16 protein-coding genes, 1 tRNA gene and 1 pseudogene are annotated in these 17324 nt (G+C 37.0%); 4 read left to right on the forward strand and 14 right to left on the reverse strand.

The features are described from left to right. Positions 1–20 precede the first annotated feature (20 nt). The 6 genes from CCAL5182_RS02715 to gpmI all read right to left on the reverse strand — a co-directional run bounded on the left by CCAL5182_RS02715 (position 21) and on the right by gpmI (position 5537). Positions 21–629 (reverse strand): riboflavin synthase, encoded by a 609-nt coding sequence (locus CCAL5182_RS02715; RefSeq protein WP_169971846.1) that lies wholly within the window; start codon positions 627–629, stop codon positions 21–23. A gap of 115 nt (positions 630–744) precedes the next feature. Then, positions 745–1680, reverse strand: a complete 936-nt coding sequence (accA, locus tag CCAL5182_RS02720) for an acetyl-CoA carboxylase carboxyl transferase subunit alpha (RefSeq protein WP_336610183.1) — start codon at positions 1678–1680, stop codon at positions 745–747. Positions 1681–1682: 2 nt separating this feature from the next. Then, on the reverse strand, positions 1683–2894 hold the full coding sequence (locus CCAL5182_RS02725; RefSeq protein ID WP_336610184.1) for a beta-ketoacyl-ACP synthase II: 1212 nt from the start codon (positions 2892–2894) through the stop codon (positions 1683–1685). A 38-nt stretch (positions 2895–2932) separates the two neighbouring features. After that, positions 2933–3166 (reverse strand): acyl carrier protein, encoded by a 234-nt coding sequence (gene acpP / locus CCAL5182_RS02730; RefSeq protein WP_169937071.1) that lies wholly within the window; start codon positions 3164–3166, stop codon positions 2933–2935. A 57-nt stretch (positions 3167–3223) separates the two neighbouring features. Then, entirely contained in the window at positions 3224–3967 is a 744-nt protein-coding gene (fabG, locus tag CCAL5182_RS02735) for a 3-oxoacyl-ACP reductase FabG (RefSeq protein WP_169937070.1), read from the reverse strand. 100 nt (positions 3968–4067) lie between these two features. Continuing rightward, entirely contained in the window at positions 4068–5537 is a 1470-nt protein-coding gene (gpmI, locus tag CCAL5182_RS02740) for a 2,3-bisphosphoglycerate-independent phosphoglycerate mutase (protein WP_336610185.1), read from the reverse strand. A 76-nt stretch (positions 5538–5613) separates the two neighbouring features. Between gpmI and mraY the strand changes: the two genes are divergently transcribed. The 4 genes from mraY to CCAL5182_RS02760 all read left to right on the forward strand — a co-directional run bounded on the left by mraY (position 5614) and on the right by CCAL5182_RS02760 (position 9621). After that, the gene (mraY, locus tag CCAL5182_RS02745; RefSeq protein ID WP_336610186.1) at positions 5614–6678 is read left to right on the forward strand and encodes a phospho-N-acetylmuramoyl-pentapeptide-transferase; all 1065 of its coding nucleotides are present in this window, start codon (positions 5614–5616) and stop codon (positions 6676–6678) included. A 22-nt stretch (positions 6679–6700) separates the two neighbouring features. Beyond that, positions 6701–7903: a UDP-N-acetylmuramoyl-L-alanine--D-glutamate ligase gene (murD, locus tag CCAL5182_RS02750; RefSeq protein WP_336610187.1), complete on the forward strand. Its 1203-nt coding sequence runs from the start codon at positions 6701–6703 to the stop codon at positions 7901–7903. A gap of 79 nt (positions 7904–7982) precedes the next feature. Then, positions 7983–8058 (forward strand) — tRNA-Phe (locus CCAL5182_RS02755). A 216-nt stretch (positions 8059–8274) separates the two neighbouring features. Then, on the forward strand, positions 8275–9621 hold the full coding sequence (locus CCAL5182_RS02760; RefSeq protein ID WP_336610188.1) for a tyrosine-type recombinase/integrase: 1347 nt from the start codon (positions 8275–8277) through the stop codon (positions 9619–9621). On the opposite strand, the gene istB is transcribed toward CCAL5182_RS02760, so the two are convergent. The 8 genes and pseudogenes from istB to CCAL5182_RS02800 form a co-directional block, all read right to left on the reverse strand. Beyond that, complete coding sequence (gene istB / locus CCAL5182_RS02765; protein ID WP_336610189.1) at positions 9610–10395, reverse strand: IS21-like element helper ATPase IstB; 786 nt, start codon at positions 10393–10395, stop codon at positions 9610–9612. The genes CCAL5182_RS02760 and istB overlap by 12 nt on opposite strands. Beyond that, positions 10395–11492 (reverse strand): IS21 family transposase, encoded by a 1098-nt coding sequence (gene istA / locus CCAL5182_RS02770; RefSeq protein ID WP_336610190.1) that lies wholly within the window; start codon positions 11490–11492, stop codon positions 10395–10397. The genes istB and istA overlap by 1 nt, the downstream gene beginning before the upstream one ends. Positions 11493–11705: 213 nt before the next feature. Next, positions 11706–12032 carry a hypothetical protein gene (locus tag CCAL5182_RS02775; protein WP_336610191.1) on the reverse strand — a complete coding sequence of 109 codons (327 nt, stop codon included), beginning with the start codon at positions 12030–12032 and terminating at the stop codon, positions 11706–11708. A gap of 9 nt (positions 12033–12041) precedes the next feature. Next, on the reverse strand, positions 12042–12473 hold the full coding sequence (locus CCAL5182_RS02780) for a hypothetical protein (protein ID WP_336610192.1): 432 nt from the start codon (positions 12471–12473) through the stop codon (positions 12042–12044). Positions 12474–12574: 101 nt separating this feature from the next. Continuing rightward, positions 12575–13700: pseudogene (locus CCAL5182_RS02785) on the reverse strand (molybdopterin-dependent oxidoreductase); the annotation flags it as partial. A gap of 306 nt (positions 13701–14006) precedes the next feature. After that, entirely contained in the window at positions 14007–15875 is a 1869-nt protein-coding gene (gene mnmG / locus CCAL5182_RS02790) for a tRNA uridine-5-carboxymethylaminomethyl(34) synthesis enzyme MnmG (RefSeq protein ID WP_169937515.1), read from the reverse strand. Between the two features lie 79 nt (positions 15876–15954). After that, positions 15955–16263: a hypothetical protein gene (locus CCAL5182_RS02795; protein WP_169937516.1), complete on the reverse strand. Its 309-nt coding sequence runs from the start codon at positions 16261–16263 to the stop codon at positions 15955–15957. 44 nt (positions 16264–16307) lie between these two features. Continuing rightward, positions 16308–17258 carry a WYL domain-containing protein gene (locus CCAL5182_RS02800; RefSeq protein ID WP_336610194.1) on the reverse strand — a complete coding sequence of 317 codons (951 nt, stop codon included), beginning with the start codon at positions 17256–17258 and terminating at the stop codon, positions 16308–16310. Positions 17259–17324 lie beyond the last annotated feature (66 nt).

Consider the following 17324-nt stretch of genomic DNA (forward strand, 5'->3'; position numbering starts at 1 on the left):
TTTATTTACTCGGTTTTAAACTAATACAAGCTAGCAATGTGATCTATCTCATCCCAGCTTGGTTTGGGTTTGAAATTTAATTGATGAGCGATATATCTTGCTAGCAAATCGCTTTCGATATTTACGCGTCTGCCAACTTTAAATTTACCAAATAAACTATCTTGAAAAGTAATAGGAATCACTGTAAGACGAACGCCGTTTTTTAGCGTTTCATTTATCGTCAAGCTTACTCCTTCTACACAAATACTGCCCTTGTTTGCCATAAGAGGCATCATACTATTTGGTAAATTTATATAAAAATCAACGCCATTTTCGTGTTTGGTGATTTTATCTATCGTGCCTATCGCGTCGATATGTCCTTGAACCAAGTGCCCATCCACTCTGTCGCTTAGTCTCATGGCTGGCTCTATATGAACCTCTCCTTTTAAATTTTCAACAGCTATATGCGATCGTGTTTCAGCGCTAAGCTCTACGCTAAAACCACCGCTAAAAATATCCACAACGCTAAGACAAGCACCATTAACGGCTATACTATCGCCCAAATTTGGGACATGTTTTGCCTTTAAGGTAAGTTTATTATCTTGATAGCTAATAACTTCGGCTATCTCCCGAATCAATCCGTTAAACATTTATCCTCTTTTAAGAAATTGGATAATTATAGCAATTTATGTATAAGATATATATAAGAAAGAAAAAGGATGTTATTTTATGGGATATAAGAGAAATTTATACAGATGTATAAATTTACTCTTCATATGCCCCAACGGATAAAATTTTATCCATTCGTCTTTGTATTAACTCATCAACGCTTAGCTTTTCAAGCTCGCTAATTTGTGTAATAAAATAATCAGCAAGAGCTTTTGCAACGGTGTCTTTATCTCTGTGAGCACCATTTATTGGCTCGTCTATCACGTCATCTATGAGTTTTAAATTTTTAAGATCATCGGCTGTAATTCTCATCGCTTTTGTGGCATGCTCTTGCTTACTTGGATCATTCCAAAGTATCGCAGCACAACCCTCCGGCGATATAACAGAAAAGACGGAATTTCTCATCATGGCAAGTTTATCCGCTACTCCGATAGCTAAAGCACCGCCGCTTCCGCCCTCGCCTATAACAACTGCTATAGTTGGGGTTTTTAAATTTGCAAACTCATAAAGATTTCTTGCGATAGCCTCACTTTGACCGCGCTCCTCAGCCCCTACACCAGGATATGCACCCGGTGTGTCTATGAGAAATAGTATAGGAAGGTTAAATTTTTCAGCCATTTTGGCTACCCTTAGAGCCTTGCGGTATCCCTCTGGATGTGGCATACCAAAATTACGTCTAAGTTTATTTTTAGTTCCGCGTCCTTTTTGTTCGCCGATAACTACTACTTTTTTGCCACCTATATATCCCATATAACAAACTATTGCAGGATCATCGCGATAAGCTCTATCACCATGAATTTCATAAGCATCAACAAGCATAAATCTAATATAATCAATAGAATAAGGGCGGTCAGGATGTCTAGCTAGTTGCAAACGTTGATATTCGTTTAAATTTTTATAAACTTTTGAAATTTCTTTTTCCAAATTTTTATTTAGAATTTCGACTGCGTGCTCATCGCCCTTTATTCTAGCGCTTGCTATATCATCGTCAATTTGCTTAATGCTTTTTTCAAAATCCAAATAGTTTGACATAATTACAACTTTTTAAATATTACAACACCGTTTGTCCCACCAAAGCCAAACGAGTTGCTCATCGCAACATTAATGTCGGCTTTTCTGGCAACATTTGGAACATAATCAAGATCACAATCCGCATCAGGTGTTGTGTAGTTAATAGTCGGAGGCATTATGCCATCACGCATTGCCATTATTGAAATTACAGCTTCAATGGCTCCTGCAGCACCTAAACAGTGTCCTATCTGACCCTTTGTTGAGCTAACAGGCGGAACATTTGCCCCAAAAGCTTGTTTTAGCGCAGCTGTTTCGTTTTTATCATTTACCGGAGTTGACGTGCCGTGTGCATTAATATAATCAACCTTAATATCATCTCCAGCCATGCTAAGAGCTTGTTTCATTGCACTTAATGGACCTTCAAGAGAAGGTGATGTGATATGATGAGCATCGCCACTCTCACCAAATCCTACAAGTTCAGCATAAATTCTGGCTCCCCTTGCCTTAGCACTTTCATACTCTTCAAGCACAAGTGCACCGGCACCCTCACCCATAATAAAACCGTCGCGATCTGCGTCAAACGGACGTGAGGCTTTAGCCGGATCGTCATTTCTTGTAGATAGAGCTTTCATCGCCGCAAATCCACCAACTCCAACACCGCAAATAGTCGCTTCGGCACCAACAACAAGCATACCCTTTGTTTGTCCTACAAGTATGCACTTTGCAGCTTGAGATATAGCGTGTGTTCCGGCAGCGCAAGCTGTTACGCTTGACAGGTTAGGTCCCTGTAAGCCGTGGTTAATAGAAACCATGCCACCAAGCATATTTACAAGAGCTGATGGGATGAAAAACGGTGAAATTCTCTTAACGCCTTTTTCGGCAAGAGTAACTGAGTTTTTTTCTATATTTGGCAAACCGCCTATGCCGGCAGCTGAGCTAACACCAAATTTTGACGCATCAAAATCGCCCAAATTTGCGTCTGCCATGGCTTCATTTGAAGCTTTTATACCAAGCTGTATGAAACGGTCGGCTTTTTTTACCTCTTTGCCGTCAAAAACAGTAAGAGGATCAAAGTCGGTTATTTCAGCAGCGATCTGAACCGGAAAATCACTCACATCAAACGACGTAATGCGTTTTACGCCGGTTTTGCCTTCGCAAATAGCTTTAAAAGAACTTTCTTTATCAAGACCAAGCGAGTTGATCATGCCAATACCTGTTACTACGACTCGTTTCAATACATCTCCTTATACAAAAACTTTTTTGGCGAGGTTAATTACTTTCCAAGTTTTTCTATGTAATTTACAACGTCAGAAATACTAATAAGCTTCTCAGCCTCAGTATCAGGAATTTCTACTTCAAATTTCTCTTCAAGAGCCATAACTAACTCAACAACATCAAGTGAATCTGCGCCTAGATCTTCGATAATTTTAGACTCTAATTTTACTGCCTCAGGATCTACGCTAAGTTGCTCTACAACTACTTCTTTTACTTGATCAAAAACTGCCATTTTAATTCTCCTTATAAAAAATGTCCGATATTTTAATATATTTAAGCTTAAATTAGCCTACATGTAAAGTCCGCCGTTTATTTTTAAGACTTCTCCGGTTGTGTAACTTGCGTAGTCACTTAGTAAAAACGCCACGCCGTTTGCAACATCTTCCGCACTTCCTAATTTCTTCAAAGGTATATTCTGTATGTAATTTTCTTTTACTTCATCGCTTAAAACAGCTGTCATTTCAGTCTCGATAAATCCAGGAGTTATGGCATTAAAGCGAACATTACGGCTCGCACCCTCTTTTGCGAAACTCTTTGTCATGGCTATCATTCCGCCCTTACTAGCAGAGTAGTTTACCTGCCCTGCATTACCCATTTCACCAACTATTGAAGCGATATTTACTACTGCACCGAAGCGTTTTTTGCTCATCACTTTTAAGGCCTCTCTTGAGCCTATAAAAGATGAGGTTAAATTTGCGTCTATTACGCTTGTAAAATCCTCTGTTTTCATTCTTAATGCAAGTTTGTCGTTTGTAATGCCTGCATTATTTACAAGATAGCTTAGCTCGCCGTCACTATCAACTATCAAATTTATACCTTTTATAAATTCATCTTCGTCAGTAACGTCAAATTTAATAACTGCAGCATCGCCTCCGCTAGCTATTATCTCATCTTTAAGCGCGTCTGCTATTTCCGGTTTTGAACGATAATTTATCCAAACTTTTAGACCCATGCCGGCTAGCACTTTAGCTATTTGAGCGCCTATACCGCGGCTTGCGCCGGTTATTAATACATTTTTACCTGAAAATTTCATTTTTATCCTTTTTTATGATTTATTCTTATATCAAATTCCGAGTTTATCAGCTTTTCATAAATTTAAAATAACTTAGACAAAACAAACACCAAAGCTACAGCTAAAATATAGCCTCATCCATCTCTTGCGGTATTTTTAACCCCATTAGTTTTAGCACACTAGGAGCGATATTGCTTAATCCCATGCCCTCTTTTAGCTCATCAACCCCATGCGCCAGCACAAAGCAAAATACATCAAATGTCGTGTGATTTGTCAACATGTCGCCGTTTTCATCTCTCATGGCTTCGCAGTTGCCGTGATCGCTGATTTGGATATAAGCATAGTCTTTTTCTTTAGCTTTTGAGATTATCCTACCCAAACACTCATCAACTGCCTCAACAGCTTTTATCGCCGCATTGATATCGCCTGTATGTCCGACCATATCGCCGTTTGCAAAATTTACAACGATAAAATCCTGCTCGTCATCCATCCCTTTTAACACGGCTTCACAAACCTCGTTAGCGCTCATTTGAGGCTTTTCATCGTATGTTTTTACCTTTGGACTAGGAACTAAAATCCTGGTTTCGTTTTTTACAAGTTCCTCAACTCCTCCGTTAAAGAAAAACGTTACGTGTGCGTATTTTTCAGTTTCTGCTGTATGAAGCTGTCTTAGTCCTGTATCGGCGATAACTTCGCTTAATGTATTTTTTAAATTTTCTTTAGGGATTAAGATCGGGAAGTTAAAATTTGCATCATACTGGGTCATTGTAACTAAATTTTTAACTAAAATTTCACGCTCAAAGCCGTCAAAATTCTCCTCGCCAAAAGCACTTACAAGCTCGCGAACCCTATCATTTCTAAAATTTATAAATATTACTCCATCATCTTTATCGATACCCTTAAAGCCATTAAATTTAACAGGTTCGATAAACTCGTCCGTGATATTTTCTTCATAACATTTTGCGATATATCGGCTAGGTTTTGCCTCGCAAATTTTCTCGCCAGCCCCCATATACACATCATACGCTCGCTTAACGCGATCCCATCTTTTATCTCTGTCCATCGCGTAAAATCTTCCACAAACAGTCGCTACGGTAAATTTATCTTCGATATTTTTAACAAACTCACTCCCGCTCATAGGTAAAACATCACGTCCGTCGGTAATGATATGCGCGAAAACTTCACAACCGCTATCTTTAGCAAGAGCACAAAAATAGTCAAAATGAGCAAGATGAGAGTGAACTCCACCGTCGCTGTAAAGTCCGATTACATGGATATTTTTGCATTTTTTAAATAATTTTTGTAGCTTTTCATTTCTTGCAAAGTCACCGTTTTTGATCGCAAGGTCTATTTTGACTAAATTTTGATATAAAATTCTTCCACTTCCTATAGTCATGTGTCCGACTTCGCTGTTTCCCATTTGCCCTTGCGGAAGTCCAACAGCATGCCCGGATGTTTTTATTAAAGTATTTGCGCTATTTTTAAACAACCAATCAAAAGTCGGCTTTTTTGCACTGCTAAAGGCATTAAATTTATCGCTTGGATTGTAGCCTATGCCGTCGGTTATCACAAGTACTGTTTTTTGAGCCACACTGCCTCCAAATTTTATAATTTTTTTAACGACATTATACTAAAATTACTATTTTTTATAATTAAAGGCATAAAATTTGTTCTATTATATCTACGAGCTTATAAATTTAAATTTCTTCCAATACCTTACCGTTCGCGCAGGGATGTCGTTTTTCATATCATTTACGCTAACCATTTGGCTTATGCCTAAATTTATCCGTTGGGCTAGAGTAAAAAACGCAAACCAGCCGATCTATGAGCTTGCTCCGCAAAACCATCAAAAAAAAGGCAAAACACCGACGATGGGCGGACTTGTTTTTATATTTACGGCAGTTGTGGCAAGCCTGCTTTGCGCTAGATTAGAAAATATCTATGTGATAGTAAGCTTGATAACTTTGGTTGGTTTTTGCGCGATAGGATTTGATGATGACTTGGGTAAAATTTTAGGCGCTCAAAACCATGCAGGCATGAAGCCTCGCGTAAAAATGCTCTGCCTTAGCACACTTGCGCTAGTAGTCGCTTCGATACTATACTTTGCAAGCGATATCGGCGCTGAACTTTTTGTGCCGTTTTATAAATTTCCTATGTTAAATTTGAGCTTTTTTGCCATATTTTTCTGGTCATTAGTCATCGTAGCCACTTCAAATGCGGTAAATTTAACCGACGGTCTTGATGGGTTAGCAACCGTTCCTAGTATATTTTCACTTCTTACCCTAGCCATCTTCGCGTACCTTAGCGGACATGCGCTTTTTAGTTCGTATTTATTTTTACCAAAGATCGCAAATTTAGGAGAAGTTATCATCATCGCTACCGCTTTGATCGGCTCTTTACTTGCGTTTTTATGGTATAACTGCTACCCTGCACAAGTGTTTATGGGAGATAGCGGAAGCCTAAGTATAGGCGCATTTATAGGGCTGATGGGCGTAATGAGCAAGAATGAATTTTTACTCATCATTATATGTTTTGTATTTTTTATAGAAACGCTAAGCGTTATTTTGCAAGTTGGAAGTTTTAAAATTTTTAAAAAGCGAATTTTTCTCATGGCGCCGATCCATCACCATTTTGAGATAAAAGGCTGGGTAGAAAACAAGATCATCGTTAGGTTTTGGATCATCGCGCTTTTAGCAAATATCATCGCGCTAATCGCAATCAAGCTAAGATAAATTTATCGACTAAGGAATAAAAGTGAAAAAGAGCTTATTTGGCTACGGCGGAACGATAAAAGCTATCGCAAAAAGCGGTGACTGGGACATTTATGACGATAAATTTAACTGCTGTATGGAGGATGAATTTGGCAACAAGCTGCTACCAGCAAGTGCTTTTGATCCATCTTTTAGCGAACTTGAGATAACTTCTCCAGGTATTGCACCAAACAACGAGCTTATAAAAAAAGCCAGAAATTTAATAAGCGAATATGATTTTTTCGCTTCTAAAATGCCTTTTAACATCTGGATAAGCGGCACAAACGGCAAGACAACTACAACAAAAATGATGCAACACTTGCTTGAGAAATTTGGCTCGCAAATGGGTGGAAACGTTGGAACTCCGTTGGCCGACTTAAGCCTTGACGCAAAAATTTGGATACTTGAAACAAGCTCATTTACCATACACTACACAAACGTAGCAAAGCCGGATATTTACGTGCTTTTGCCCGTCACTCCCGATCATTTAAGCTGGCATGGAAATTTTAATGAGTATGAAAAATCCAAACTAAAGCCTTTTGGCATGATGAGTGAAAACGGCGTTATCATATCTCCTAAAATTTATGCCAAAACACCGACAAAAGCGCATGTTATAAGCTATGAAAACGAATTTGACTTAGCTAAATTTTGCAACATCAATATAGATGATATAAAATTTAAAACACCGTTTTTAACAGACGCCCTTTTAGCTCTTTGTGTAGAAAAAATTCTACTAGATCGCTGCGACGTAGAACTGCTAAACAAATTTATTATAGAAAACAACAAGCTTGAAGAACTTTATGATAAAAGCGGTAGACTTTGGGTAAACGATACGAAAGCTACAAATATTGACGCTACGATACAAGCTTTAAAGCGATATGAAAATCACAAGATCCACATAATACTTGGCGGTGATGATAAAGGCGTGGATATGAATCCTGTTTTTGAAGTGTTAAGTAACGCAAATGCCGAAATTTACGCCATAGGCTCAAATACAAACAAAATGGTCTCCTTAGCAAACAAATTTAATATCACGGTTCATAAATGTGAATTTTTACAAAATGCAGTTAATGAAATTTCAAAAAATATGCAAATTGGCGAAGTCGGGCTCTTAAGCCCCGCATGCGCGAGTATTGATCAGTTTAAAAGCTATGCCGAGCGAGGAGATAAATTTAAAGAATTTATAGCAAATTTTACAAATGATTAAAAAATTATATAAATTTGGCATGGTTTAAACATATTTTAAATTTAAAAAGCTATAATTAGATTTCTTTTTTACTACCGGTGGTTGGATAGCTCAGTCGGTAGAGCAGCAGACTGAAAATCTGCGTGTCGGCAGTTCGATTCTGCCTCTAACCACCATTTAAGCTTCTTTTAAGTTTCAATCAATTCCTTTTAGTTCTATTAAATGCCGTTTTTTAGGGCTTTTGTCTGATTTTAGCTTCCATTTGGTTCTGTTTGTAGCCTTTTGTGTTATAATCATTTCCAGATAATTCAGGGACTAATTAGGGGACTTTTTTTAATTCAGGGACTTTTTGCTTAAAAACTGAAAGCAAATAACGAAATGAAGGGAATTAAATGGCAAACATATCCAAGGTAAATCTACAAGATAAAGACATTAGAAAACTAGAAATTCCAAAATCTAAAAAGAAAATAGCCGTAGGAAATCCAAAAGAACTATATCTATGGTTAAACCCGAGCGGCAAAAAGACATTTTTCATTAGGACTTCAAACGACAAGACGCTTACCATAGGTGAATTTCGCGAAGGAATATATAGTGTAAGCGAAGCTAGAAAAGATGCGATTAAAGTTCTTAAAGAGCTAGAAACGGGAAAAGATATAAAAGAGATCAAAGGAAAGTCTGAAAAATATAAATTTATAAATATGTTTAATACCTATATAGATGGGAAAATAGCAAAAGGTCTAAAACAAAGCTACATAGATAAGATAAAGGGGCATTTTGCCCACTATATAATTCCAAAGATAGGCGAATGCGATGTCAAAGATATAAAATACACTCAGTTAAGAGATATTTTAATGCCTATATTTAACCCCAATAATCCTGCAAAATCAAGGCTAAGAACGATACATGAGATAATAACTCACATGCATAGCGTATTTGCAATAGCCATAAAAGACGACTATATACATAAAGACCCAAGCTTTGGACTATCCAGTGAGTTTTTATCTACTCAAAAATTTGCCCAAAAACATGATTTAAATACAAATATGCCTGCAATTACGGATACCGCTACGTTAAAAGAGTTTTTAAGCGATCTAAAAAACGACAACAAAATGGACTTTCAAACTAAAAATGCCGTCTATATGCAAATTTTTACCGCCAACCGCCCTGCTAATACCGCAGCCGCAAAATGGGAAGACATTGATATACAAAATGAAATTTGGATCATACCCGCTAGTCAGATGAAGATGGGGGTAGCTCATACCGTAGCCCTATCAAAACAGGCTCTACACATACTAAAGATACAAGAACGGAATAAATTTGGGAATAACCCGTATGTATTCCCTGCCGTAAACAAGCAAAATCATCTACACAGAGATAGTATCTCTAAAGCCATTAGGAATTTAGGAGGCGAGAATAAATACAAAGGCATTACGACGAGCCACGGATTTAGAGCAACTTTTCGTACAATATGCACTACCAATATGGCTACGCTAATAAACCTAGGAATAACCGACGATACTATTGAAGCCGTGCTGGCCCACAAAGAACGTAATCAAATAAAAGCTAGATACGAGCGAGCGAAGGCTACGGACGAGCAACTTAAAATTTTACTTCAATGGTATTGCGATTATTTAGATGATATAGAGCCTTTTGGACTAGTTAAACGAACTATAAAACTAGGCAATCATAAATCGTCCAAACCTAAAGTTACTCACCAGACATTATATCTAATTTTTTGAGACATCTTTATAATTTTCTGAAATTAATAATCCCTCCTCCCTCTTTTCTTTGGCTCGGTAGCTATTTCCAAGAATATTTACTATATGAGAATGATGAATAATTCTATCCAGTATAGCAGACATTACTTTATTGCTATTGACAGCCAAAGTTTCCCATTGACTAAAAACCAAATTTGAAGTAAAAATAATCGACCCTTTCTCGTATCTTTTAGAAATAATCTGAAAAAGGTGATTTGTTTCTTCTTTACTCATGCTAAAGTATCCGATCTCATCTATTATTAATATAGACGGAATAGACATAAGTTTGAGAAAATTATTGTATTTTCTATCTCTTTTGGCTTTATTGGCTTGATGGAGTATCTCTTCAAGCGTCATAAATTTTACTTTATATCTATTTTGGACAGCCCTATAGGCTATGGCTATCGCCAAATGCGTTTTACCGACCCCGCTTTCTCCCAAAAACACTATGTTTTCATGATGCGATATAAAAGATAGAGTCGCTAGCTCTTCTATCTGTTTTCTATTAACACCTACGCTATAGGTAAAGTCAAACTGCTCTAGTGTTTTAATTGAAGGAAATCCGGCCATCTTAGTTAAAACCACTTTTGAGCGATTTATCCTGACACTAGCTTCTCTTTTAAGCAATTCTTCCAAAAACTGCAAGTATCTCCAATTTTCTTTAGTGGCCGTATTGGATATATCGTGAAAATTTTCCTCTATGCTAGATAACTTTAGCTCTCTGCAGAGCTTCCCAATAGAATTTTCTATTTGCATTAGTTCCCCTTGGTTGTTGTTTCATGTATTTGCAGTATAAATTCATCATAGCACCTCATATCTCTTTGTGGTATCTTGTAAATATCATTTAAGAAATCTAAACTATTGCTAGGGATTGTTCGGTTTTCATTGTAACTTTTTACGACTATATCAGGATGAATACCTTGATAATTTTTTTGTATAGGTAATAAAAATTTTCTCTCTTCTTCAAGCAACTCAAAAGGTTGTTTTTTAGTGGTACTGTGTATTCTTTTATTAGCTTTTTCATCTAGCCATTTTAAAACTTCGACATTGGCTATATCTATAGTTAAGTGATAGTTTTTTATCTTAAATTTTACTATCATAGGATTATGGAAGCTATATCGTAAATATCTATTAAAACGCTCGACCTTGCCTTTAGTTTCGGGCCTATATGGTCTGCATACCGATATTTTAAAGCCGCAATGTTTGGCAAAATCTTCAAATAGAGGATTATATTTATGTTTAGCATATCCGTAAAAATGCCTTTTAAGTATGATTGTTTTCATATTATCGTATAAACATTCCCTGCAGATACCGCCAAAATAGTTAAAAGCATTCATATGACATCTTATGAGAGTCTGTATGCTTTCATTATCTACATATTCCACGTATGAGGTTCTTGAGTAGCCTAATGTCGCCACGAATGCAGATAGTCCGTCTTTTTTAAACTCTATCCAGTCGATTTGCATTTGGACACCGGGGTTCGTTTCAAAACGAACGATCATGGCTTGATTAAATCCAAGCTCTTTTATTTTTCTGGTTTTTATAAATTTTTGAAGCCATCTTAATGTGCCTTTATACCCCATATTTTTAATCTCATCGTATATAGCCGATACCGGAATCGCACTATTTTGTTCATTGGATACTTTAAGCATGTTTTCTATTGTGTTCATATATGGAGCGATACGCTCGCAAGGATAGTTTCTGGTTTTAAATTTTAGACACTCTTTAAAATTTAAATCAGCATATCTTTTAACGGTATCTCTTGATATACAAAGCCTCTTGGCGATAGCCCTTTTACTTACATTTTTATTTAGTAGCTTCTTTATCGTCATTACTTGACCTTTCGTTAACATTTAAATTTCCTCTTGAATGATTTAAAAAGAAAATTTATCCAAAAAATAAGGACAATGATTGCCTAGTTTTATAGTTCGTTCGATAGTTTTTCATAGATAATCTAATAAAATTCCAAGTAGATTAATCTACTTGGATAGAACAAATTTACAACATGCCCATTTCTAGTTTCTTGTCTATTTTTAAAACTTTTTCAAGCTTCTTTCTATTAACACTTATGAAATCTCCAATCTTAGCGATACAGCTTTTAATATCTCGCTTACTTGATTGTTGAAAAAATTGGAATTTTCCATCTGCAAATTCTCTAAATTCTTGTTTAAATTGTCGTATTCGCCCTTGAGCGTATCTTCTAAAATTTGTCGTTGCCGACTCACAATGTCCAAGAGTTCTATGTATTGAGTTTGAAGTGTTTGATATTCGCTCTCTAGTTTGCCATATTGCGCCGATATCTCCTTGTAGCGCTGTGTTATTTGCTCGTTGTAGTTTGCCAATTCGTCTAATTTGCTCTCTAGCAAACTGATTAAGTCGCTCGTCGTCTGCATCCGTGTCCTTTAAAAAATTTGTATCCATTTGAACATTATATATGTCAAAAAAGCTCCCGCAATCGCCCCTACCAATAGAGCTATCAAGATTGATACCATACTTCTTGTCAGAGACCTGTCTATACGGTTGTTCATCCCGTTTATTAAATTCGTTAATTTCACTTCCACTTGCCGTATCGTCTTCCTTAATGCCTGCTCTGTCTCTTTCGTATCCTCTAACCTCGCTTGGTCCATTTTTTCCAGACCCTCTTTGACCAGGTTTTGAATATCTTGAAACATTAAATTTAGCTTTTGTGAGTTTTTGTACATCAAGCTCTCACTCAAGCTTTGCAATGAGTTCTGTATTTCTTGAATTATGGCTACGTTTAAACTCTCGCTGTCTAATTTCGATGTCTGCAATCTCTCTTGCAATGCTTTCAATCCCTCTAAAATGTTCTGCATAAATACCTCCCGTAAATCTTTTTGCTTTAGTTGCATTTGGTAATTTTAGGCTTAATCCATGTTCATTTTGCCTAGTGATTTTAATATTTGCCGCCTCACATAAGCTCAAAGTGCCACACCTTGCGTGCTTGCTCTTGTGCGTAAGGACTATTTACAGCGCCTGCAGGTATGACGTTAGGAAGTGCACCCATATCACATGCGCCTTGGACGTTATTTTGTCCGCGAAGAGGATTTACACCCGCACCTTTTTTTGCCTAAATTTCCGGTCATTAAAGCCAAATTTGAAAGACTAAAGACATTAGAAGTTCCATCGGTAAACTGCGTAATGCCCATAGTATAGCAAATCGCAGCCGTCCCTGCTTTGGCATACATTCTAGCGGCCTCTATGATAAGACTTGCTTTAATCCCTGTTTCTTGTTCAAATTTTTCAGGCGTAAAGTCTTTAACCACCTCTTTTAAATACTCAAAACCGTGAGTATAATTTGCGATAAATTCGTCATCTTGTAAATTTTCACTCAAGATGACATTCATCATTGTGTTTAGCGTTTTTATGTTTGAGCCTATAGGAATTTGCAGATAAATGTCTGCTTTTTTAGCCATATCGGTGCGCTTTGGATCGATAACGATCATCTTTGCACCACGCTCAAGTCCTCGTTGTATCTGCATGGCGATTATAGGGTGACACTCGCTAGTGTTTGTGCCGATTAACAAAAATACATCAGTATATGTAGCAAACTCCACAAGGTCGTTTGTCATCGTTCCGTTACCTAGTGTATTGGCAAGACCTGCCACGGTAGGAGCGTGTCAAAGACGAGCGCAGTGATCTACGTTGTTGCTGCCTTGTGCACGAAAAAATTTTTGAAATACATAGTTGTCTTCATTGTTTGATCTAGCCGAGCTAAATCCCATGATAGAGTCGCTTCCGTATTTTGCCACGGTTGTTTTAAATTTATCCGCGATAAAATCATAAGCCTCATCAAAGCTTACCTCTTCTAAATCCCCATGCTTGTCAAAAACACCGTTTCGTTTACGCATCAAAGGGCGTGTTATACGTTTTGGAGAATTTACAAATTCCCAACCAAACATACCTTTTAAACAAAGCTCGCCGTCATTGACATGGTGATCTTGAGTAGGTTTTGCACCAACTATCCTGCCGTTTTTAACGACAAGGTCAATACCGCAACCGGTACCGCAATACGGACAGGTCGTCTTTACGATCGTTTCCATCGACTCTCCTTTTAAATTTTATGCACGGCTATTATACGACTAAAAAATATTAAATTAATTTTAATATTTAAGCTTATTTTAAAATATGCAAAAATAGCATATTTTAAAATACCGTAAAATAGGCTAAAATTATAGAAGAAGTGATGTTTTAAAAGATTAAATTTTCTGAAAAAATTTTATAAAAATAAATTTTTTAACAGCATAAGATACAATTTTTTATAAATTTTATGCTATAAGTTTATAAAATATAATTAATATAAAATTTAAATAAAAAATAAATTTAAGAGGCAAGACAAGCGGGAAATCCTACTTGTCTTTTTTGTTAAACATCTTTATGTAGATATGCAAGATATCAACAGCAGCGGGAGTTATGCCTGAAATTTCACTTGCCGCAAAAAGCGTAGCGGGCGCAAATTTCTCAAGCTTTTCTACTACTTCGTTACTAAGTCCGCTAATGCCTTTAAAGCTAAAATTTTCAGGGATTTTAACGCCAAGCATCTCTTTCATGCGTTCGATTTGGTTTTGTTGTTCGCCGATATAGTGTTGATATTTACTTTGAACTAAAATTTGTTCCAAGCTTATCTCGTCAAGCTCTTTAAAGAACTCATCAAGCAGTGTCAACTTCTCACGAGTAAAGCTCTTTCTAGCTACTATCTTTTGCAAAGTTGCTTTTTCGCTGATTATCTCCTCGCTCATAGATGCCAAAAATGCCAAATTCTCTTTTGAAGGAGTTATCTCTTTGGTATTTAGTAGTTCCACGCCGTCTTTTAAATTTTGTTTGATATTTTCGATGCGGTTAAATGTTTCATCATCAAGCAACCCAAGCTCATGACCATATGCGCCAAGCCTTAGTATAGCGTTATCTTCGCGTAACAAAAGCCTATACTCTGCTCTTGAGGTAAACATACGATAAGGCTCTTTAGTTCCCTTTGTTACAAGGTCGTCTATCATCACGCCTATATATGCCTCGTCACGGCGCAAGACAAGCGGTTCTTTGCCTTTAAGACTTAAAGAGGCATTTATACCAGCCATCAGCCCTTGCGCTCCGGCCTCTTCATAGCCTGTCGTGCCGTTTATCTGTCCTGCAAGATAAAGTCCTTTTATCTTTTTAGTCTCCAAACTATGCCTTAACTCGGTAGGCTCGACATAATCATACTCGATCGCATACCCATGGCGCACTATCCTAGCATTTTCAAAACCTTTGACAGAGTGAAGCATCGCCACTTGCACATCATAAGGTAAACTTGTAGAAAAGCCGTTTATATAATACTCCGTGGCGTCTGCGGTTTGTGGCTCGACAAACAAATGATGACGATCGCGATCGGCAAAGCGGTTGATCTTATCTTCGATACTAGGGCAGTAACGAGGTCCAACACCTTCTATCTGCCCCGTAAACAGTGGCGCTTTATCAAAATTTGAGCGGATAATCTCATGAGTGGTTTCATTAGTATAAGCGATATAACAAGGAAGTTGATTGGGATTAAAATTTTTAGTTCTAAAGCTAAAAGCTATCGGGGCACCGTCTCCGTCTTGCTTTTCAAGAACGCTAAAATCAATACTTTTTGCATCTATCCTAGGACAAGTCCCGGTCTTTAAACGCCCCATCGCTAGTCCTAAGCTTTTAAGGCTTGTACTTAAATTTTTAGAACTTAATTCGCCCACACGCCCGGCTTCTATCTTGTTAAACCCCACATGAATTAGTCCATTTAAAAACGTGCCAGTGGTGATGATTAATTTCTTGCAGTTATAAGTGTTGCCAAGGTTGGTTTTAACACCGCAAATTTCATTATCTTTGGTTAAAATTTCTGTAGCCATCTCTTGTGTGATGTCAAGATTTGGCGTATTTAAAAGCACGTTTCGCATATAAACACGATATCTGTCCATATCTATCTGAGCTCTTGAGCCACGCACCGCCGGACCTTTGCTCTCATTTAGCATACGAAATTGAATCCCCACCGCATCGGTAGTTAAACCCATCTGACCGCCGAGTGCATCGATCTCTTTTACTAAGTGTCCTTTGGCGAGACCTCCGATAGCAGGGTTACAGCTTGCGGCTCCGATTTGCTCTGCAAGGATTGTTATCAAAAGTGTCTTATGGCCCGTTTTGGCAGCCGCCAAACATGCCTCGATGCCAGCATGTCCGCCACCCACAACGATAATATCATAACTATTCATTAAATTTAACCTTTTAAAATTTTGAGCGATTTTATCCTAAAAAGCATAAAATTAATGTGAAAGTTGTGCAAAAAAGCTCTTAAATTTCACTTGCGATCTTTGTCATCTTGGCAAAAATTTCAGCCCTCTCTTTATCGTTTAAATTACCAAATTGCAGCCTATTCATAAGTCGCATAAAGTCAAATTGCTTAAACATTTTAGCGTCTTTGGCGACCTCTTTTTCAAGCTCTTTATAAACGGTTGAATTTCCCTTTTCGTTCTGTGCTAAATTTTCCAAAAAAGAGCCGTATTCGTTACTTTTCATATCGCTTAAATTTAAAGCATTTGCATTTTTTGAAAGGTTTTGAAGCATGATGTTTTTTATATCATCGTTGGTTGGAATTTTCATTTTTATCCTTTTTTGGATAAAAAGCAAAAGATATTCCAAGTCATTTAAAATTTGACATTTAAATTTAAGAGATATCTTTTTGCCAACTCGCTAAATTTATCTCTTGCACTAATTGGCGAGATAATGATAAAGTCAGGAAACCACCTACGAGCAAGCATTAAGATCATATCATCGCTTGTTATTTCAAAGGTGATCTTAGTCCAGCCGTTTTGCAAACTCTCTGCGATATTTTGAGTTTTAAAAAATTTCTTGACCTTAAAAAATTTTAAAATTTCATCACTTACCGCCACCTCACAAAGATACGGTTCACATTTATACCCATCCCAAAAGCTCTCTAAATTTCTGATGAAGTTTTCGGTATAGGTGCTTATATTAAAGGTATGAGAGTGGATATTGACTTTATCTATAAAGCAAAGTCTTATCACGCTAAAACCGTTATTTTGAGGGTCTTGGGGGTTTATAACAGCTAGCTGCCAGTTGCCTTTGCAGTAAATTATCTTTAACACCTTAACCTCTTTTAACCACCTGCCCTCACTGTAAATATCACAATACTTTCTAAATTTTATAGCCTTTTTTAATTGGCTTAATATCTCTATGTTTATTGGTTTTTCATGTGGACTTCCTTTTATCAAAAATGCGTCGGCAAGCTCTTTACCAAGCTTATCATCGATACGCTTATACGCACTTGGCAAGACCTTTGTAAAGCCGGGGTTTATTATATGAAGAAGATCGATTAATTTTTCAAACTCATCGCTCTCTTTTTGGCTTGGAAGCAAGACCGTGCTAAGCAGGTCTTTATCTACGGCGATGTAGTTTCCACGGGAAGTTATCATGATGGAGTCTTCGCCAAAATACTCCCTTATATCACTTAAATATCGCCTTATCGTTCTTTCGCTAAGAGCTGTTTTTAAGGCGTAATTTTTAACATTTATCTCGCTGGTTTTAACCAGTTCTTTTAATAAATTTAAAAGTTCAAAGCTCTTTTTATTTTGCATTTTTCACCCTTTAAACTTACAAATTCTAGCAAATTTAGTTATTAAAAATTTATAAAATTTGACACA

Origin of the sequence: Campylobacter sp. 7477a (genome assembly GCF_014892335.1) — a bacterium.
GTDB lineage: Bacteria > Campylobacterota > Campylobacteria > Campylobacterales > Campylobacteraceae > Campylobacter_A > Campylobacter_A californiensis.